General features: G+C 64.8%; 14 protein-coding genes. 12 read left to right on the top strand and 2 right to left on the bottom strand.

The genetic code is table 11. The features are described 5' to 3' along the window. The first annotated feature begins 73 nt into the window (after positions 1-73). Positions 74-1,597, top strand: a complete 1,524-nt coding sequence (locus AAFP05_RS10715; protein ID WP_341729859.1) for a glycoside hydrolase family 32 protein — start codon at positions 74-76, stop codon at positions 1,595-1,597. Positions 1,598-1,707: 110 nt separating this feature from the next. After that, entirely contained in the window at positions 1,708-3,705 is a 1,998-nt protein-coding gene (locus AAFP05_RS10710) for a sucrose-specific PTS transporter subunit IIBC (RefSeq protein ID WP_341729858.1), read from the top strand. An 82-nt stretch (positions 3,706-3,787) separates the two neighbouring features. On the opposite strand, the gene AAFP05_RS10705 is transcribed toward AAFP05_RS10710, so the two are convergent. Both AAFP05_RS10705 and AAFP05_RS10700 read right to left on the bottom strand, forming a co-directional pair. Next, a complete protein-coding gene (locus AAFP05_RS10705; RefSeq protein WP_341729857.1) occupies positions 3,788-4,795 on the bottom strand; it encodes a LacI family DNA-binding transcriptional regulator in 1,008 nt (335 codons plus the stop codon). Positions 4,796-4,972: 177 nt separating this feature from the next. Then, positions 4,973-5,611: a VOC family protein gene (locus AAFP05_RS10700; RefSeq protein WP_341729856.1), complete on the bottom strand. Its 639-nt coding sequence runs from the start codon at positions 5,609-5,611 to the stop codon at positions 4,973-4,975. Positions 5,612-5,701: 90 nt separating this feature from the next. Here AAFP05_RS10700 and AAFP05_RS10695 point away from each other — a divergent pair, with 90 nt between their 5' ends. The 10 genes from AAFP05_RS10695 to AAFP05_RS10650 all read left to right on the top strand — a co-directional run bounded on the left by AAFP05_RS10695 (position 5,702) and on the right by AAFP05_RS10650 (position 15,543). Beyond that, positions 5,702-6,571 carry a sugar phosphate isomerase/epimerase family protein gene (locus AAFP05_RS10695; RefSeq protein WP_341729855.1) on the top strand — a complete coding sequence of 290 codons (870 nt, stop codon included), beginning with the start codon at positions 5,702-5,704 and terminating at the stop codon, positions 6,569-6,571. Next, entirely contained in the window at positions 6,571-7,497 is a 927-nt protein-coding gene (locus AAFP05_RS10690) for a proline dehydrogenase family protein (RefSeq protein ID WP_341729854.1), read from the top strand. The genes AAFP05_RS10695 and AAFP05_RS10690 overlap by 1 nt, the downstream gene beginning before the upstream one ends. Before the next feature lies 1 nt (position 7,498). Then, positions 7,499-8,272 carry a type II CAAX endopeptidase family protein gene (locus AAFP05_RS10685; protein WP_341729853.1) on the top strand — a complete coding sequence of 258 codons (774 nt, stop codon included), beginning with the start codon at positions 7,499-7,501 and terminating at the stop codon, positions 8,270-8,272. 56 nt (positions 8,273-8,328) lie between these two features. Further along, on the top strand, positions 8,329-9,375 hold the full coding sequence (locus AAFP05_RS10680) for an aspartate-semialdehyde dehydrogenase (RefSeq protein WP_341729860.1): 1,047 nt from the start codon (positions 8,329-8,331) through the stop codon (positions 9,373-9,375). 1 nt (position 9,376) lies between these two features. Then, the gene (gene proC / locus AAFP05_RS10675; protein WP_341729852.1) at positions 9,377-10,177 is read left to right on the top strand and encodes a pyrroline-5-carboxylate reductase; all 801 of its coding nucleotides are present in this window, start codon (positions 9,377-9,379) and stop codon (positions 10,175-10,177) included. 127 nt (positions 10,178-10,304) lie between these two features. After that, positions 10,305-10,406: an AURKAIP1/COX24 domain-containing protein gene (locus tag AAFP05_RS10670; RefSeq protein ID WP_084669282.1), complete on the top strand. Its 102-nt coding sequence runs from the start codon at positions 10,305-10,307 to the stop codon at positions 10,404-10,406. Between the two features lie 101 nt (positions 10,407-10,507). After that, on the top strand, positions 10,508-12,115 hold the full coding sequence (locus tag AAFP05_RS10665) for a uroporphyrinogen-III synthase (protein ID WP_341729851.1): 1,608 nt from the start codon (positions 10,508-10,510) through the stop codon (positions 12,113-12,115). Positions 12,116-12,166: 51 nt separating this feature from the next. Next, the gene (locus AAFP05_RS10660; protein ID WP_341729850.1) at positions 12,167-12,841 is read left to right on the top strand and encodes a histidine phosphatase family protein; all 675 of its coding nucleotides are present in this window, start codon (positions 12,167-12,169) and stop codon (positions 12,839-12,841) included. 27 nt (positions 12,842-12,868) lie between these two features. Continuing rightward, complete coding sequence (locus tag AAFP05_RS10655) at positions 12,869-14,323, top strand: mycothione reductase (protein WP_341729849.1); 1,455 nt, start codon at positions 12,869-12,871, stop codon at positions 14,321-14,323. Continuing rightward, entirely contained in the window at positions 14,320-15,543 is a 1,224-nt protein-coding gene (locus AAFP05_RS10650) for a glycoside hydrolase family 3 N-terminal domain-containing protein (RefSeq protein ID WP_341729848.1), read from the top strand. The genes AAFP05_RS10655 and AAFP05_RS10650 overlap by 4 nt, the downstream gene beginning before the upstream one ends. The last annotated feature ends 52 nt before the right edge of the window (positions 15,544-15,595 follow it).

Below are 15,595 nucleotides of genomic sequence, written 5' to 3'. Positions count from 1 at the left end.
CCGGGTGGCTCAGCGAGCACAGCATTTGCCGGAACTATGTCAATCGATTAGCCGATCGGCTATCGTGACGTGCGTGACCATTACCGCCGACGGCTCACCCGCGCTGCCACGGCAGGCAGCCAGCGCCGATCCCGATTATCCGAGTTTTCACCTGGCTCCGCCGCAGGGTCGGCTGAACGATCCCAATGGCCTGGTGGTGCGCGATGGCGTCTATCACGCATTCTTCCAATACGGCCCGTCCTTTCCCCGGGAACGCCTGGTCTATTGGGGGCATGCCTCGTCGGCCGACCTGATCAACTGGCGGCAGCACGCTCCCGCGATCGCGCCGGATAGCTGGTACGACCGCTCGGGCGCCTACTCCGGTGGGGCGGTCGTCCACGACGGAGAAGTGTGGCTTTACTACACCGGAAACGTGAAGACCGAAGCGGGCGTGCGCGAAAGCTACCAGTGTCTGGTGAGTACCGCAGATCTGGAGACATTCAGCAAGGACCCGGACAATCCGCTGATCGCTGGGCCACCGCCGGGCTACACGGCACATTTCCGCGATCCCCAGGTTGTGGCGGAGGCCGATGGCTGGCGCATGTGCATCGGTGCTCAGCGAGACGACCTCAGCGGATGCGTCTTGGTCTACCGCTCCGATGACCTGCGGACGTGGACGCTCGACGGCGAACTCGGCCTACCCGACTCCGGCGGCCGGTTCGAGCGGTTCGGATACATGTGGGAGTGCCCGAATTTGCTGCGGATCCCCGACGAGGTGACCGGCGAGTACTGGGACGTGCTGATCTTCTGTCCCCAGGGCGTCGGTCCGATCGGCGATCAGTTTCAGAACATCTTTCCTTGTGGATATCTCATCGGCAGGTGGGACGGGCATGCCCTTCGGCAAACCGGCGAGTTCATCGAGCTCGACCGCGGCTTCGAGTTCTATGCGCCTCAAGCCTTCGCTTCCGAAGATGGCCAGGCCAAAGAGCCGGTGCTGCTCGGATGGCTCGGCAATGCGTCCGAGGACGACCAGCCGTCGCTGACGGACCACGGCTGGGTGCATCTGCTGAGCGTTCCCCGCAGACTGAGCGTGCGAAACGGGCGGCTGATTCAACGAATTGCCCCTGCAGGGTTGGACCCTCGTGGCGCACGGTCCGCCCAGAAGCTGGCGATCGAGGGCGCGGTGGTGTGCGACGAATCGGTCGGGCTCGCGGAACTCAGGGATCAACGGTCGTTTGTGCTGGATGCCGAGATCGACCAGGCTGCCGCGTCCAGCTGGGAACTGCGGCTGCAAAGCGGTGCCAGCAAGGTCGTCTTCAGCTTTGAGCGGGGACGACTGACCGTCGATCGTCGCGCCACGCGCTATCCACATGGCCAGCTGCGGACCATCGATCTGCCCGACGATGAGGTGCTGCGGGTGCAGCTCGTGCACGACCGCTCTGCGACCGAGCTGTTCATCGGCGACGGACATACGGTGTTCAGCCTGCGCAGTTATCTGGAGCCCGGCGAGTTCACGGTTGCGCTCGCGGCTCGTGGGTCCATCGCTGTGCACAGGGCTGAAGCAGTCGTGGTGAATGAGGCGATTGCTACTACTGACGGACCGCGGGCAGCTCGCTAGCAGAATCCCGAAGACTCGGTATTGACACTATGTCAATCGATTGACAGAATGAGACTCGACTGGTTCGCCCCGAATCAGGATCGATGAACGTTCGAGGAGGAACATCATCCATGGACCACGCGAGAGTCGCACAGACCGTGCTCCAAGCGGTCGGAGGTGCCGACAACATCACAGCAGCGGCGCACTGCGCCACCCGATTGCGGCTCGTGCTTCAGGACGAGCAGTTGGTCGACCATGCGGCGCTGGATGAAGACGCCGATATCAAGGGGACATTCTCCGCAGGGGGAATGTTCCAGGTGATCGTCGGCCCCGGCGATGTCGATACCGTCTATGAGAAGCTGGTGAAATCCGGCGTTCGCGAAGTGAGCAAGGACGAAGCCAAGCAGGAAGGCGGCAAGAAGTCCAACCCGCTGGTGCGTCTGATCAAGGTCCTTGCCGACGTCTTCGTACCGATTCTTCCGGCCCTGATCGCAGGCGGCCTGATGATGGCCCTCAACAACGTCCTCACTGCGCCGGGGCTGTTCGGGCCGAAACCCCTTGTCGAGATGGCGCCTGCCATCACCGACGTGGCAGCGATGATCAATCTCTTCGCCAGCGCTCCCTTTGCCTTCTTGCCGGTGCTCATCGGCTTTTCGGCGACCAAGCGATTTGGCGGCAATCCATATCTCGGTGCGGCCATGGGTGCGGCAATGGTGATGCCGGCCCTGGTGAATGGCTGGAACGTGGCTGCTGCGGTGTCCGACGGCTCCATGACATATTGGGACCTCTTCGGCCTTCAGGTCGCACAGGCCGGCTATCAGGGGCAGGTGATCCCGACGCTGGCCGTCAGCTTCCTGCTTGCCACCATCGAGAAGTGGTTGCACCGTAAGCTCAGCGGAACTGTCGATTTCCTGGTGACACCGCTGGTCACGATGATCGTAACCGGCTTCTTGGCGTTCGTCATTGTGGGCCCGGCGACGCGCATCCTCGGCGATGGCATCACCTTTGGCTTGCAGTGGCTCTATGACTCCACGGGATTTGTCGGTGGCCTGCTCTTCGGTCTGGTCTACTCACCGGTTGTCGTCACCGGTTTGCATCAAAGCTTCCCGGCCGTCGAACTGTCACTGATCGCCCAAGGCGGTTCGTTCATCTTCCCGATCGCATCGATGGCCAATGTTGCTCAGGGCGCTGCCACGCTGGCTGTCTTCCTTTGCGCCGGCAGCGGCAAGTTGAAGGGCCTGGCCGGTGCTTCGGCGGCGTCGGCGCTGATGGGCATTACCGAGCCCGCGATCTTCGGTGTCAACTTGCGACTGCGCTGGCCGTTCTTCATCGCGATCGGCTCGGCCGCCGTGGGCGGTGCCCTGGTCAGCATTTTCAATGTGAAGGCGATCGCGCTCGGTGCGGCCGGCCTGCTTGGCTTCGTGTCGATCAGTGCCCCCGACATTCCCATGTTCCTGGTCTCGGTGCTTGTCACCTTCGCAATCTCGTTCAGCGTGACCTTCATGTACGCACGTTCGCGGGGCAAGCAGTCCATCCTCGGTACCCGTGTCGACGAGACCGTGGAGGAAGAGGAAGCCGAGCGCGAGGAGGAGTTGGAGCGCGAGGAGCAGGCCTCGATCTTGCAGCAGGTCCCGCTTTCCGGCGCTGTCGATTCCACTGACTTCCTCGTTACCGCACCGCTGCGCGGGAAGCTGATCGACCTTGCCGATGTCAAGGATCCGACATTCGCTCGTGGTCTGCTCGGCCCCGGAGCGGCGATTATTCCCGATGGTGGCGCGGTCGTCTCGCCAGTGAACGGCGAAGTGATCGTTGCCTTCCCGACCGGTCACGCGGTGGGGTTGCGCGCCGATAGTGGTGTGGAACTGCTGATTCACATCGGCATGGATACCGTGGAACTCAAGGGTAAGCACTTCTCGTCGAAGGTCGTCAAAGGCCAGCGGGTACGCCGCGGGGAGGTGCTCGTCGTACCGGACTGGGATGCCATCTCGGCTGCCGGCTACGACCTGACGACCCCGATCGTGGTCACCAACGCGGCCAAGTACGCGAAGATCGAAGCTGCTGCTTCCGGCCCCGTCGAGCTGGGTACTGAATTGCTCGAAGTGGTACAGAAGGATCCTGCGCTGGCGTGATTCCAGGGCAGACGGCGGGCGCTCGAACTCCGGTAGGAGCCGAGCGCCCGCCGCCTTTTCTGTCCTGGGATAGGTCCGCCGGCTAGGTCGTTCGTCCTTCGATCAAGGTGACGGGAAACTCCAGCGGCTTGACCCGATGCCGGTCGTCCGAAGTGTCGGCCTTGCCGTTGATCCGGTCCAGAAGCAGATCGACGGCACTTCTGCAGATCAGTGCAATGGGCTGGCGCACCGTGGTCAGCCCCGGCAATGCACGTCGGATCGCGTCGGTGCCGTCAAAGCCGACCACCCGCAGCTGATCGGGGACCGTGATCCCCGCGTTCGCCGCCCAGCCGAGCACCGTGCCGGCCGTCAGGTCATCGGTGGCGAAGACTCCGTCGACCGACGGTGTCCATTGTTCGAGCCAGCGCGCGATGAGCTCGCTACGCCGGGGTTCGGGAATGTGAAAGTTGACTGTCCCGACGATCGGTTCGATTCCGGCGGACGCCAGCACCGACCGGTAGCCCGCTTCTCGCAGGTTGCGCGGTCCGGAGGTCGATGTCAGCAGGGCCGGGTGGCGGCAACCGCGGCGCAGCAGCAATTCAGTGGCCAACCGGCCACCGGATTCGTTGTCACAGCGCACATTCGGGATGTGGGGAGACAGTTCGCGATCGATGGTCACCACCGGAAGGGTGATGTCGGAGTATTCGGCAATCGCGTCGTTGTGAGCGCCCGAGATGATCCCGTCGACCCTGTTGCTTATCAGTAGCTCAAGGTAATCGCGCTCGAGTTCGGCCCGGCCGAGGCTGTTGCACAGGATCAGGCGGTACCCGCGCTGTTCAAGGGCGTGTTCCAACGACACGACGACCTCGCCGAAGAACGGGAGTGCCACCGTGGGTACGACGACTCCGATCATCTTCGTCCGCTGGCCGAGCAGCGCCCGGGCAACCTCGTTCGGACGGTAGTTCAGCTCATCGATCGCCTGCGCGACCCGGTCCTTGGTGTGCTGGCTGAGATAGCCGCGGTTGTTCAGCACTCTCGATACGGTCGTCGGCGACACTCCGGCCAGCTTGGCCACATCTACCAGACTGGGCGTCTGATGTTGATCAGACACAGCCTGACCTCCCTCGACTCGATGCCAGTGTATCCGGGGCTGAGTCAGGGCGTCGTGCACTGCTTTGCGCGCGCTGGCCGCAGGTCCGCGTCGAAGTCATCAGGTTCCTGCGAGCACAGGTGGGACAGCCAACGAACCCACCTTCGGGCCGGGACACTCCCCGGTGTTCGTCACAACTCAGATGCTCACCAGGCCGCGTCCGGGCACATCGAAGGTGACCGACGCGATACCGGGGGACCCCTTGGGGCTGGTGAAATTGATCTTGATATCGTCGAGCAACTCAGAGATGGGTGCGCCGATCCAGTCTTCCACTCGCGAGCGGGAGCCGGCCATCTCGATGGTGTCCAAACGCACGTCGCCGCTCAGGGCCGACGGCAGCACGGAAGGATCCGATTCCCACTTCAAGAAGTAGGGCAGCTGCGGATCGGTGATCAGACCCTTGACGCCGATCTGATGCCACTCCAGGCGGCGTCCGTCTGGGAACTGGCGGGAACCGGGCACCGCTGCACGATCCAGGCGCGTCTCGAACGGGGCCAGGTCATCGACTTCGATGACCCAGCTCAGCCAGCCGCCGCCCTGCTCTTGACGGGTGCGCACGACCTGCCCGTAGACGGCCTTCTCGGCAGCCGGATGGTCGAGCACTTCGACAACCTCCAGGTAGCGCCCATCGGTCAGCGGCAGGATGTTGTTGCGGGTGCCGAATCGGGGATGAAAGCCCCCGTCCTTGAACTCGCGCCCCAAGACCTCGCTCAACTCATCTACGGCGGCCTGCAGTCCATCGGGGCCGGCTACGAATGTCAGATGGTCGATATGCATGCTGCCATTGTGGCAATTCGGCTCAGCGTTCGCGAATCCGGGGTCGGCAAGGTCCGCCCGCTCATGGAATAGCCAAGTACCGTGGGGGCTGTGCAACCTGCTGACTTTCCGGAACGGGCGCGACGAGCGCTGCCGGACGAAGACTGCGGTGCGCCGACGGTCGGTCTGAGCACTTCGGCAGTCTTTCCGGACTCCACCGCCAGCGCGTTCGCGCTGGCCTCCCAACTCGGCTACGACGGCATCGAGCTCATGGTCGGTACCGACGCGGCCAGCGCAGATGTCGACCAGGTACGGCAGTTCCAAGACGAGCACCAGGTGCCGGTGCTGAGCGTCCACGCGCCATGCCTGATGTTCACCCCGCGCGTCTGGGGCGTGGACCCCGCAGAGAAACTCCGTCGTTCGTGCCAGGCCGCGCAGCTGTTCGGGAGCAATCTCGTGGTCGTCCATCCGCCGTTCGCCTGGCAGCGGAGCTACGCGAGCACCTTCGCCCAGACCATCCGCGAGCTGAGTGAAGCCACCGGCATCGTCATCGCGGTCGAGAACATGTATCCGTGGCGGGCGCCAGGGCTGTCAGCGCAGGCCTATGCGCCCGATTGGGACCCGACCGATCAGCCCTACGAGTGGCTCACGCTCGACCTGTCGCACGCGGCCACCGCGGGAGTGCGCTCGCTGAGCTACGTGGAGGACTGGGGCTCTCGGCTGCGCCACCTGCATCTCACCGACGGCAATGGCTCGGCGATGGATGAGCACCTGATGCCGGGCGAGGGCAACCAGCGCTCGTGGGAGGTCGTCGAAACCCTGGTCTCCCGCGGCTATCGAGGGCATATCATTCACGAAGTCAACGCCCGCAAGACGGCGGATGCGCAGCAGCGAGCGACATTGCTCGAGGGCTGCCTGGACGAAACGAGGCGGCATATCTCGGCGGCTCTGCCGGTGCGCAGGAGTGAAGAAGGACGATGATGAGTGATCTGGTCACCCGCTGGGCGCAGCGAAACAGCATCCGGGAGGCCGCGCTGGCAACCTCGGCGGCCCGCGATCTGGTTTCCCGCTACGTTGCGGGACGAGACCTCGATGATCTGATCCCGGTGTTGAGGTCGCTCATCGACAAGGGGCTGATGGTCAGCGTCGGCTATCTCGGCGACCACGTGGACACTCTCGACCAGGCGGCGGCCAACCAGGACGTGTATCTCGATATCGTGCAGCGGCTGAGTGACGAAGGAATCAGCGCCTCGACCGAACTGTCATTGCGGTTGAGCCGTCTCGGTCAGCGGCTCGGCCCGCCCGGTAGTGCATTCGCGCTGCAGGGCGCCCGCAAGGTGTGCCGGGCGGCGAGCAATGCGGGTGTGCTGGTGACCGTCGATATGGCGAACCACGAATTGGTTGGACCCACGCTGCACGCCTGGGAGCAGCTTCAGCAAGACATCCCCTCGGTCGGTATCACTGTTCAGGCCGCTCTCTACCGAAGCCAGCGCGATCTGGCGGAGTTGGCGATGCCCAGCAGACGCATCCGGCTGTGCAAGGGCGTCTTCAGGGAGCCCAAACAGGTCGCATTTCGGGCCAGGCACGAGATCGATCTCGCGTTCGTCCGTAACCTTCGGGTGCTGATGAACAGCCAGGCGGTCGTCCTGGTGGCCACCCATGATCCGCGAATGATCTCGATCGCAGAAGAGCTGATCCGGCGCACCGGACGGCCACCCGAAAGCTACGAATTTCAGATGATGTACGGCATCCGCCCGATGGAGCAGCGCCGGCTGGCCGACATCGGCCATCGCTCGCGGGTTCTGGTGCCGTTCGGGCCCGGTTGGTACGACTACTACACTCAGCGGCTGGCCGAGCGTCCAGCCAACGCGGGCCTGTTGGCGCGCTCGTTGCTGGGAAAGCGCTGAGGTGTCGGCTACCGCCGTGCGGACGCGTCCGCATTTGGTGCTGGAGACGGTGATCGTGCTGGGGGTCTCGCTCGGCAAATCGGCGGTCTACTCGGTCTTGAACATCATCGACCGGCTGACCTATCAGGTGCCCTTGTCGCAGCAGACGTCGACGATGAATTCGTCGGTCACCCCCGATCGGCCGTGGCTGGATCTGGCCTATCAGCTGGCCAACAACCTGCTGCCGTTCTGCATGCCTTTCCTGGCGATCTACCTGCTGTGGCGAGTGTGGCCGCCGCGGGCAAACCCGTGGCGGGCGATCGGTCTGGATGGTAGGCGTATCCGGCGCGACATCGCATGGGGAACCGGGATCGCGCTGCTGATCCTCGGGCCTGCGCTCGGTTTCTACCTGCTGGCGCGCCACCTCGGTATCAACACGACCATCGTGATGGCCGACCTGAATGCGGCCTGGTGGACGATCCCGATGTACTGTCTGGCCGCTTTTCAGAACGGCTTCCTCGAGGAGGTCGTCATGATTGGCTACCTCACCACTCGCTGGCGGCAGTCCGGCTGGAATCCGGCCGCTGCGATCGTGGTGAGCGCGCTCATCCGCGGTAGCTATCACCTCTATCAGGGATTCGGCGGCTTCCTGAGCAACCTGGTCTTCGGTCTGCTGCTCGGCTGGCTCTACCACCGGACCAAGCGGCTGTGGCCACTGATTATCGCGCACACTGTCATCGACATCGCTGCGTTCGTGGGCTACGCGCTACTCGCCGGAGTCGTCGACTGGCTCTGATCCTCGCGCGCCCGCCACAGTGGGCATCCTCGGGTGTCCCAAGGGGGGACGATAAGCTGGCGGGCATGCGAGTTGGAGTTTTTGGTGCGACCGGTCAGGTCGGCAACGTCATGCGGGCGTTGCTCGACGAGCGTGATTTTCCCGTCGATTCGATGCGGTACTTCGCATCCGAGCGTTCTGCGGGCAAGAAGCTCGACTGGCGCGGTGAGCAGATCGTCGTGGAAGACATGGCCAGCGCTTCATTCGAGGGCCTCGATATCGCGATCTTCTCAGCAGGCAAGACCGCCTCCCAGATCTATGCCCCCAAGGTGGCCGCCGCCGGCGCGATCGTCGTCGACAATTCGTCGTGCTGGCGGGGTGATCCCGAGGTGCCGCTGGTGGTCTGCGAGGTCAACCCCGAGGACGCGATCAACCCGCCGAAGGGCATCATCGCGAACCCGAACTGCACCACGATGGCCGCGATGCCGGTACTGAAGCCGCTCAGCGATGCCGCCGGTCTCGAGCGCCTGGTTGTCGCCACCTATCAGGCCACCTCCGGCTCCGGCTTGGCCGGCGTCCGCGCCCTGCACGACCAGTCCGAGGCCGCCGTCGCCCAGGATTTCGCCCGGCTCACCTATGACGGCAAGGCCGTTGCCCCCCCGGACGACCTCGGCCCCTATGTGGCGCCGATCGCCTTCAACGCGGTGCCCTATGCCGGTTCGCTGGTCGATGACGGCTGGCTGGAGACCGATGAAGAGCAGAAGCTGCGCAACGAGTCGCGCAAGATCATGCATCTGCCCGGCCTGCTGGTCAGCGGCACCTGCGTGCGCGTCCCCGTCTTCACCGCACATTCATTAACCGTCAACGCGACCTTCTCGCGTCCGATCAGTCCGGACGAGGCCAAGGCGCTGCTCGCGGATGCGCCCGGAGTCAAGCTGGTCGATATCCCGACGCCTCGCGACGCGGCCGGCATCGATCCGAGCCTTGTGGGACGAATCCGGGTCGACCAGTCCGTGCCGGACGGACGCGGTCTGGCCATGTTCATCTGCTGCGACAACCTGCGCAAGGGAGCTGCGCTGAACGCCATCCAGGTCGCCGAGATCGTTGCCGCGAACCGTGGCTGAGATGGCCGATCACAGCCAGGCAGCGGTAGTGGTCGTCGGCGGAGGCGTGATGGGCGGGGCGATCGCGTCCGGCCTGACATCGCAGGGCTGGGCGAACGTCACAGTCGTCGAACCCGGGCCCGCCCGGCGCACCGAGCTGGTCGAGGAGCCGGGCCTGCAGGTCGTCGGGTCGGTCGCCGAAATCGACGGTAACCCCGACGTGATCGCGATCGTCGTGAAGCCGAATGTGGCCGCGGCCGTCTGCGGGCAGATCGCGCCGCTGATCGGCGAACAGACCCTGGTCATGTCGATGTGTGCGGGCGTCGCGCTCGGCGCTCTCGCCTCGAACCTGCCAGCGGGTATCCCGATCGTCCGGGTGATGCCGAACACCCCCGCTCAGGTCGGGGCGGGCATGTCTGCGCTGTCGCCCAACGAACTCGTCAGCGAGCCGCAACTCGACCTGGCCACCGCCCTGATGGGCACTGTGGGCGAAACGATGGTCGTCCCCGAATCACAGCAGGATGCCGTGACGGCGGTGAGCGGATCCGGGCCAGCCTACGTCTTCTACCTGGCGGAAGCCCTGATCGAGGCAGGTGTGCAGGTCGGCCTGACCCGTGCTCAGGCCGACAGACTTGCCAGGCAGACGATCGTCGGCTCCGCCCGGCTGCTGGCGGGTGGCGAGCATCCGACCGTGCTGCGCGAACGCGTCACCTCGCCCGGCGGCACCACGGCCGCCGGCATCCGTGCACTCGATGCGCATGCCACCAGGGCAGCGGTCAGCGACGCGGTATGGGCCGCCTACCGGCGCAGTCGCGGAGAATGATCGATTGTTCATTCCGAAGCCGTCGCGGTAAACTGCTCAAGTTGCGGTTGACCCGCACGAGGGGCGAGTTTGCGCTCGGCGCAGGTCATCGCACCTAAGGCATTCAGAGATTCTCGAGAGGATCACAGTGGGATCGGTCATCAAGAAGCGCCGCAAGAGGATGGCGAAGAAGAAGCATCGCAAGCTGCTGAAGAAGACGCGCATCCAGCGCCGCAGGGCAGGCCGCTGAGTTCTGCCGGGCGTTAGCCTGGCGGCCAGTGATCAGTGCTCGTGTGTTTCGGGTGGCCATACCCCGACACTTCGTCGCACATCCCGGGGTGAGGAGTTGCCGTGAGTGAGCAGCCGTCAGCGGTGGCGCTTGCCGATTGTGATCCGGCCGCATTGGTGGCCAGTCGCACACCGGCCCGCGCCACCCCCGGCTATGTGATCTTCGTCGGAGTCGGGCTTGGTGGCCCGCTGCGGCTGACGTTGGCCGGATTGAAGGCCATCGAAGAGGCCGATGTCATCGTCCTCAATCCCGATGTCGATGAAGCGTTGCTCGGTGAACCGGAGATAGCTATCCCCGACGGCGTCATCACGCTTCAGACCGACGACCAGCCCGACCTCGGTAAGATCACCGCACTCGTCCAATCGGGATTGAGTGTGGTCTGGCTGCTCACCGGTGATCCGCTGGTGGACGCGGAGGCTGCGCCATACGCCTCCCAGCTCAAGGCGAACGGCTGCCAGATCGACATGGTGCCGGGCCTGTCGAGGCTCAGTCTGGCGATCACTTCCACCGGCATCACTCCCGGGCCGGGCTTCCGGCTCTGGTCGGGGCCGAGCAAGGACGCTGCTGACGGCGAGTCATTCGTCGCGCTCATCCCCGAGCGGCACGTGGCCGAAATCGTGGCGCGCGCTGAACAGAGCGGACTATCGGCAGACACCCAGGTCTTGGTGGTCTCCGACTATGCGACCAGCGCCCAGGTCAGCACCCCGACCACCCTCGGGGGACTCGCCGGCGTGCTCGATGGCGCGGACGAATGCCCGGCCGCAGTCATCGTCGGGCCGGCCGCCACCCGGGATCCGAGTCTGAACTGGTTCGAGTCGAAGCCGCTGTTCGGCTGGCATGTGCTGGTACCCCGAACCAAGGGGGTGTCGGGAGCGATGGAACGCCGCTTGGAACACCACGGCGCGATACCCATGCAGATACCGACGATCTCGGTCGAGCCGCCGCGCAATCCGCAGCCGATGGAACGAGCCATCCAGGGCCTGGTGGACGGCCGCTATCAGTGGATCATCTTCAACTCAGCACAGGCGGTGCGTGCGGTCACCGAACGTCTGGTGGGGCTCGGTCTCGACTCCAGGGCGTTCTCAGGGCTGCGCATCGCAGCCGTCGGCGCCGATACCGTCACGGCATTGCGGGGCTGGGGCATCACCCCCGACCTGGTCCCGGACGGAGAGCAGCGCAGCGAGGCTCTTGCCGCCGAGTTCCCGATCTTCGACGACCTGCTCGACCCCATAAACCGGATCCTCATTCCGCGAGCCGACATAGCGGTGGACTCGCTGGTGCAGAGCATGAACGAACTCGGCTGGGAAGTGGAGGACGTTGTCGCGTACCGCACCGTGCGCGCCTCGCCGCCGCCCGCCGATATCCGTGAGGCCATCAAGTCCGGACGCTTCGATGCCGTGGTCTTCAGCTCGGCCTCGACGGTGCGCAACATGGTGGGCATCGCCGGTAAGCCACATGCGGACACCCTGATCGCGGCGATCGGGCCGGCCACCGTCGCCGCATGTGAGGAAGCAAACCTCAGAGTCGATGTGGTCGCCTCGCAGCCGAGTCAGGTCGACCTGGTGGATGCCCTGGCCACCTTCGCAGCCAAGCGTGCCGAAGGGTTCACCGAACGCGGCGAGCCGGTGCGCAGACCTTCCCAGCGTCGGCAGCGACGGCGCTCGAAGTAGGGACCCCAGGTCAGCCGGAGAACGCTGGTGCTCAGCCGGTAGGCTTCAGACGTGCAACCCAGCCAGACATCTGATCCAGTAACCCAGGTGCACGTGGTGCGCCACGGCGAGGTCTTCAACCCCACCGGCGTCCTCTACGGACTGCTCCCCGGATACCACCTCTCCGAGACCGGCCGGGCGATGGCCGATCGGCTGGGCGAATGGTTCGCCTCGGTTGAGTTGGACCAGCTGCGCTGTTCCCCGTTGGAGCGGGCCCAGGAGACCCTTGCTCCGGTTGCGGCGGGGCATCCCGAACTCGAGATCCGCATCGACGACCGGCTGATCGAGGCCGAGAACAAGCTCGCCGGGCAGGTCTTCGGCAAACGCAACAAGGCGATCTTCGACCCACGCAACTGGCACTACTTCGTCAATCCGCTGCGTCCGTCGTGGGGTGAGCCATACGACCAGCTGGCCGTCCGGATGCTGGATGCGATCACCGAGACCGCGAGCGAGATGAGCCCTGGCGGGCAGGCGGTGCTGGTCAGTCATCAGCTGCCGATCTGGATCGCCCGGCGGTGTGCCGAGGGTCTGAGGCTCGCGCACGACCCCCGCAAACGGCAGTGCACGCTGGCCAGCGTGACGACGTTCCGGTTCGCAGCCGGACGGCTCAGCGGAGTGACCTACGCCGAACCGGCACGCGACCTGCTCAGAGAAAACGGGAACAAGGCGTTTTCGTCCGGCCATTGAACTGCTAAGCCTGAAAGGATGACCCGCATGCATGACACACCATCTGCCGCCGATCATGTCGATCTCTGCATCATCGGGTCGGGTTCCGGCCTGTCGCTGATCGACGATGACATCAACGACTGGCAGATCGCCCTCATCGACGACGGCATCGGCCCCAACGACGCCTTCGGCGGCACCTGCCTGAACGCTGGCTGTATCCCCTCCAAGATGCTCTCGGTGCCCGCCAGCTTTTCCATGGCACCGCTATCGGCCGCCCGGATCGATGTCGGCCTGAACCTGATGAACGTCGACTTCAAGGCCATCCAGTCGCGCACTTTCGGCCGCACCGATTCGATCTCGGCGTCCGGGTTGGCCGGAGTCGCGAGGCGTCCGAACGTGCAGGTGCTCTTCGGGTCCGCCACCTTCGTGGACGCCCACACCGTGCGCGTCGGGCATCGGCAGATCACCGCCGACCGTATCGTCATCGCGGCTGGTTCGCGTCCGCGTCAGGTGAGCGCGCCGGGCTTCGACGACCCCTATCTGCAGGGTTTCGTGCACACGTCGGAATCGATCATGCGCACAGACGAATTGCCCCAGCGATTGGTGATCCTCGGCGGTGGCGTCGAGGCGGTCGAATTCGGCCACATCTTCGCCGGGATGGGCTCCCAGGTTTCCATCATCTGCCGCCGCGAGCCGCTGCTGCGCGCTCTCGACTCCGCGATCGGCGTCAAGGTCACCGAAGAACTGGCCAACCGGATGGTGCTCCGGCTCAACCAGACCGTCACCGGGCTCGATTCGGACGATCTGGGCGGAGTGGTCATCTGCACCCAGGACTCCTACGGCATCGAATACACCTATCCGGCGGACGCGGTGCTGGTCTGCCAAGGACGCATTCCCAATGGTGACCAGTTGCGTGTAGACAAAGCCGGGATGGTCCTCGACGAGGAAGGCTTCATCCCGGTGGACGAATACCTGCGTACCCCGGTCCGGCATATCTGGGCGCTCGGCGATGTCTGCTCGCCAAAGATGCTCAAGCATCTCGCGAATGCTCAGGCCCGCCTGGTCAAACGAAACCTGCTCGCCGAACGTGCCGGAGGCCAGCTGACCGAGCGCGACGAGCGTTTCGTGCCGGAGGGCATCTTCACAGAGCCGCAGATCGCCACGGTCGGAGCCACCGAAGAGGAACTGCGGGACGCCGGCGTCGATTTCATCGCGCACGTTCAGGACTACGCCTCGGTGGCGTACGGTTGGGCGATCAACGACACAGAACATTTCGTCAAGCTGCTGGCCGACCCGGCCGGCGAGCACCTGTTCGGTGCCCATATCGTCGGCCCGGAGGCGACCGTCTTGATCCAGCCGCTGATCCAGGCAATGAGCCTGGGCCAAACGATCAGCGAGGTGGCGAAGGGTCAGTACTGGATTCATCCGGCGCTGAGCGAGGTGGTCGAGAACGCTCTGCTGGGAGTGCTGAACGCGGCCGCTGAGCGGAGCGAGCGGCCGTGAGCCGAGGCTGGTGGACTGCGGGAATCCTCGTTTTCGCGCTGGGACTGGCTGGTTGCGCCCCGGGCCCGAGCGGCTCGGGCGGCACCGCCGACACCGGCTCGGGTACGCCCAACCCGGCCGCGAGCGCCCCGGCGTCGAGTACAGCTGCCTCGACCACCGGCGAGTCGTCGATCATCGATCCCGCGACAGCGTGCCTGTCATACGCCCAACAGCTCAGCCTGGCTGAGCAGGTCGGGCAGCTCTATATGACCGTGCTGATGGCAGGCGCAGACGTCGATCAGGCGGCTGCTCAGATCAATGCCAGTGGCAACGGTGCGGTGATCCTGCTGGGCAACCGTACCGCCGGGTTGGCGGCCGTGCAGGCGGAGACCCAGCAGCTGCAGGATTTCGCGCCCGGCATTCCGTTGCTGATCGCGACCGATCAAGAAGGCGGCCTGGTGCAGAAGCTCAGTGGCCCCGGCTTCGACACGATTCCTTCGGCGGTCGACCAAGCGTCCCTGGATGATGCCGAGCTGCGGGCTAGCTGGCAGCGCTGGGGGCAGGAACTTCGAGACGCCGGCGTGAACTGGAATCTCGCGCCGGTGGCCGATGTGGTGCCGGCCGGGCAGGCCGCCAACAATGCGGCGATCGGGCAACTTGAGCGCGGCTACGGCTCTGATCCGGCAACGGTCGGTGACAAGGTCGCCGAGGTGATCACGGGGCTCAGCGATTCGGGGGTCGCCAGCAGCGCCAAGCATTTCCCGGGTCTCGGGAATGTCAATGAGAACACCGATTTCGCGGTCGGGCACGACCAGACGAGTCAGCTGACCGCGGCCGATCTGACGAGCTTCCAGGCAGCGATCGATGCCGGCGCATCGTCGGTGATGGTCTCGTCGGCGGTCTACGACCAGGTCGATCCGGACAATCCGGCAGTCTTCTCGTCGGCCATCGTGACCGGGATACTGCGGGAGCGAATGGGTTTCGATGGGGTCGTGGTCTCGGACGATCTGGGTGCAGCCGTGGCTGTCGAGAACTACCCGGCCGCTGATCGCGGACTGATGTTCCTGAAGGCCGGCGGCGACATGGCAGTGGTGGCCGACGCGGTGGCCGCCCAGCAGATGGTCGACACGACGCTGTCTGCGGCCCAGGCCGATCCGAAGCTCGCCGCCCAGATCGCCACCAAGGCGGCCAGGGTGCTCGAACTCAAGTCGGATCTCGGCCTGATGAACTGCTCGGCGTGACTAACTACATGCGATGTGGCACCAATCGAGGTGCTTAATCGATTCAGCGACC

This window comes from Brooklawnia sp., from assembly GCF_032229645.1.
In the GTDB taxonomy this organism is placed as follows: domain Bacteria; phylum Actinomycetota; class Actinomycetes; order Propionibacteriales; family Propionibacteriaceae; genus Brooklawnia.
This window is presented reverse-complemented; position numbering and strand designations above follow the sequence as displayed.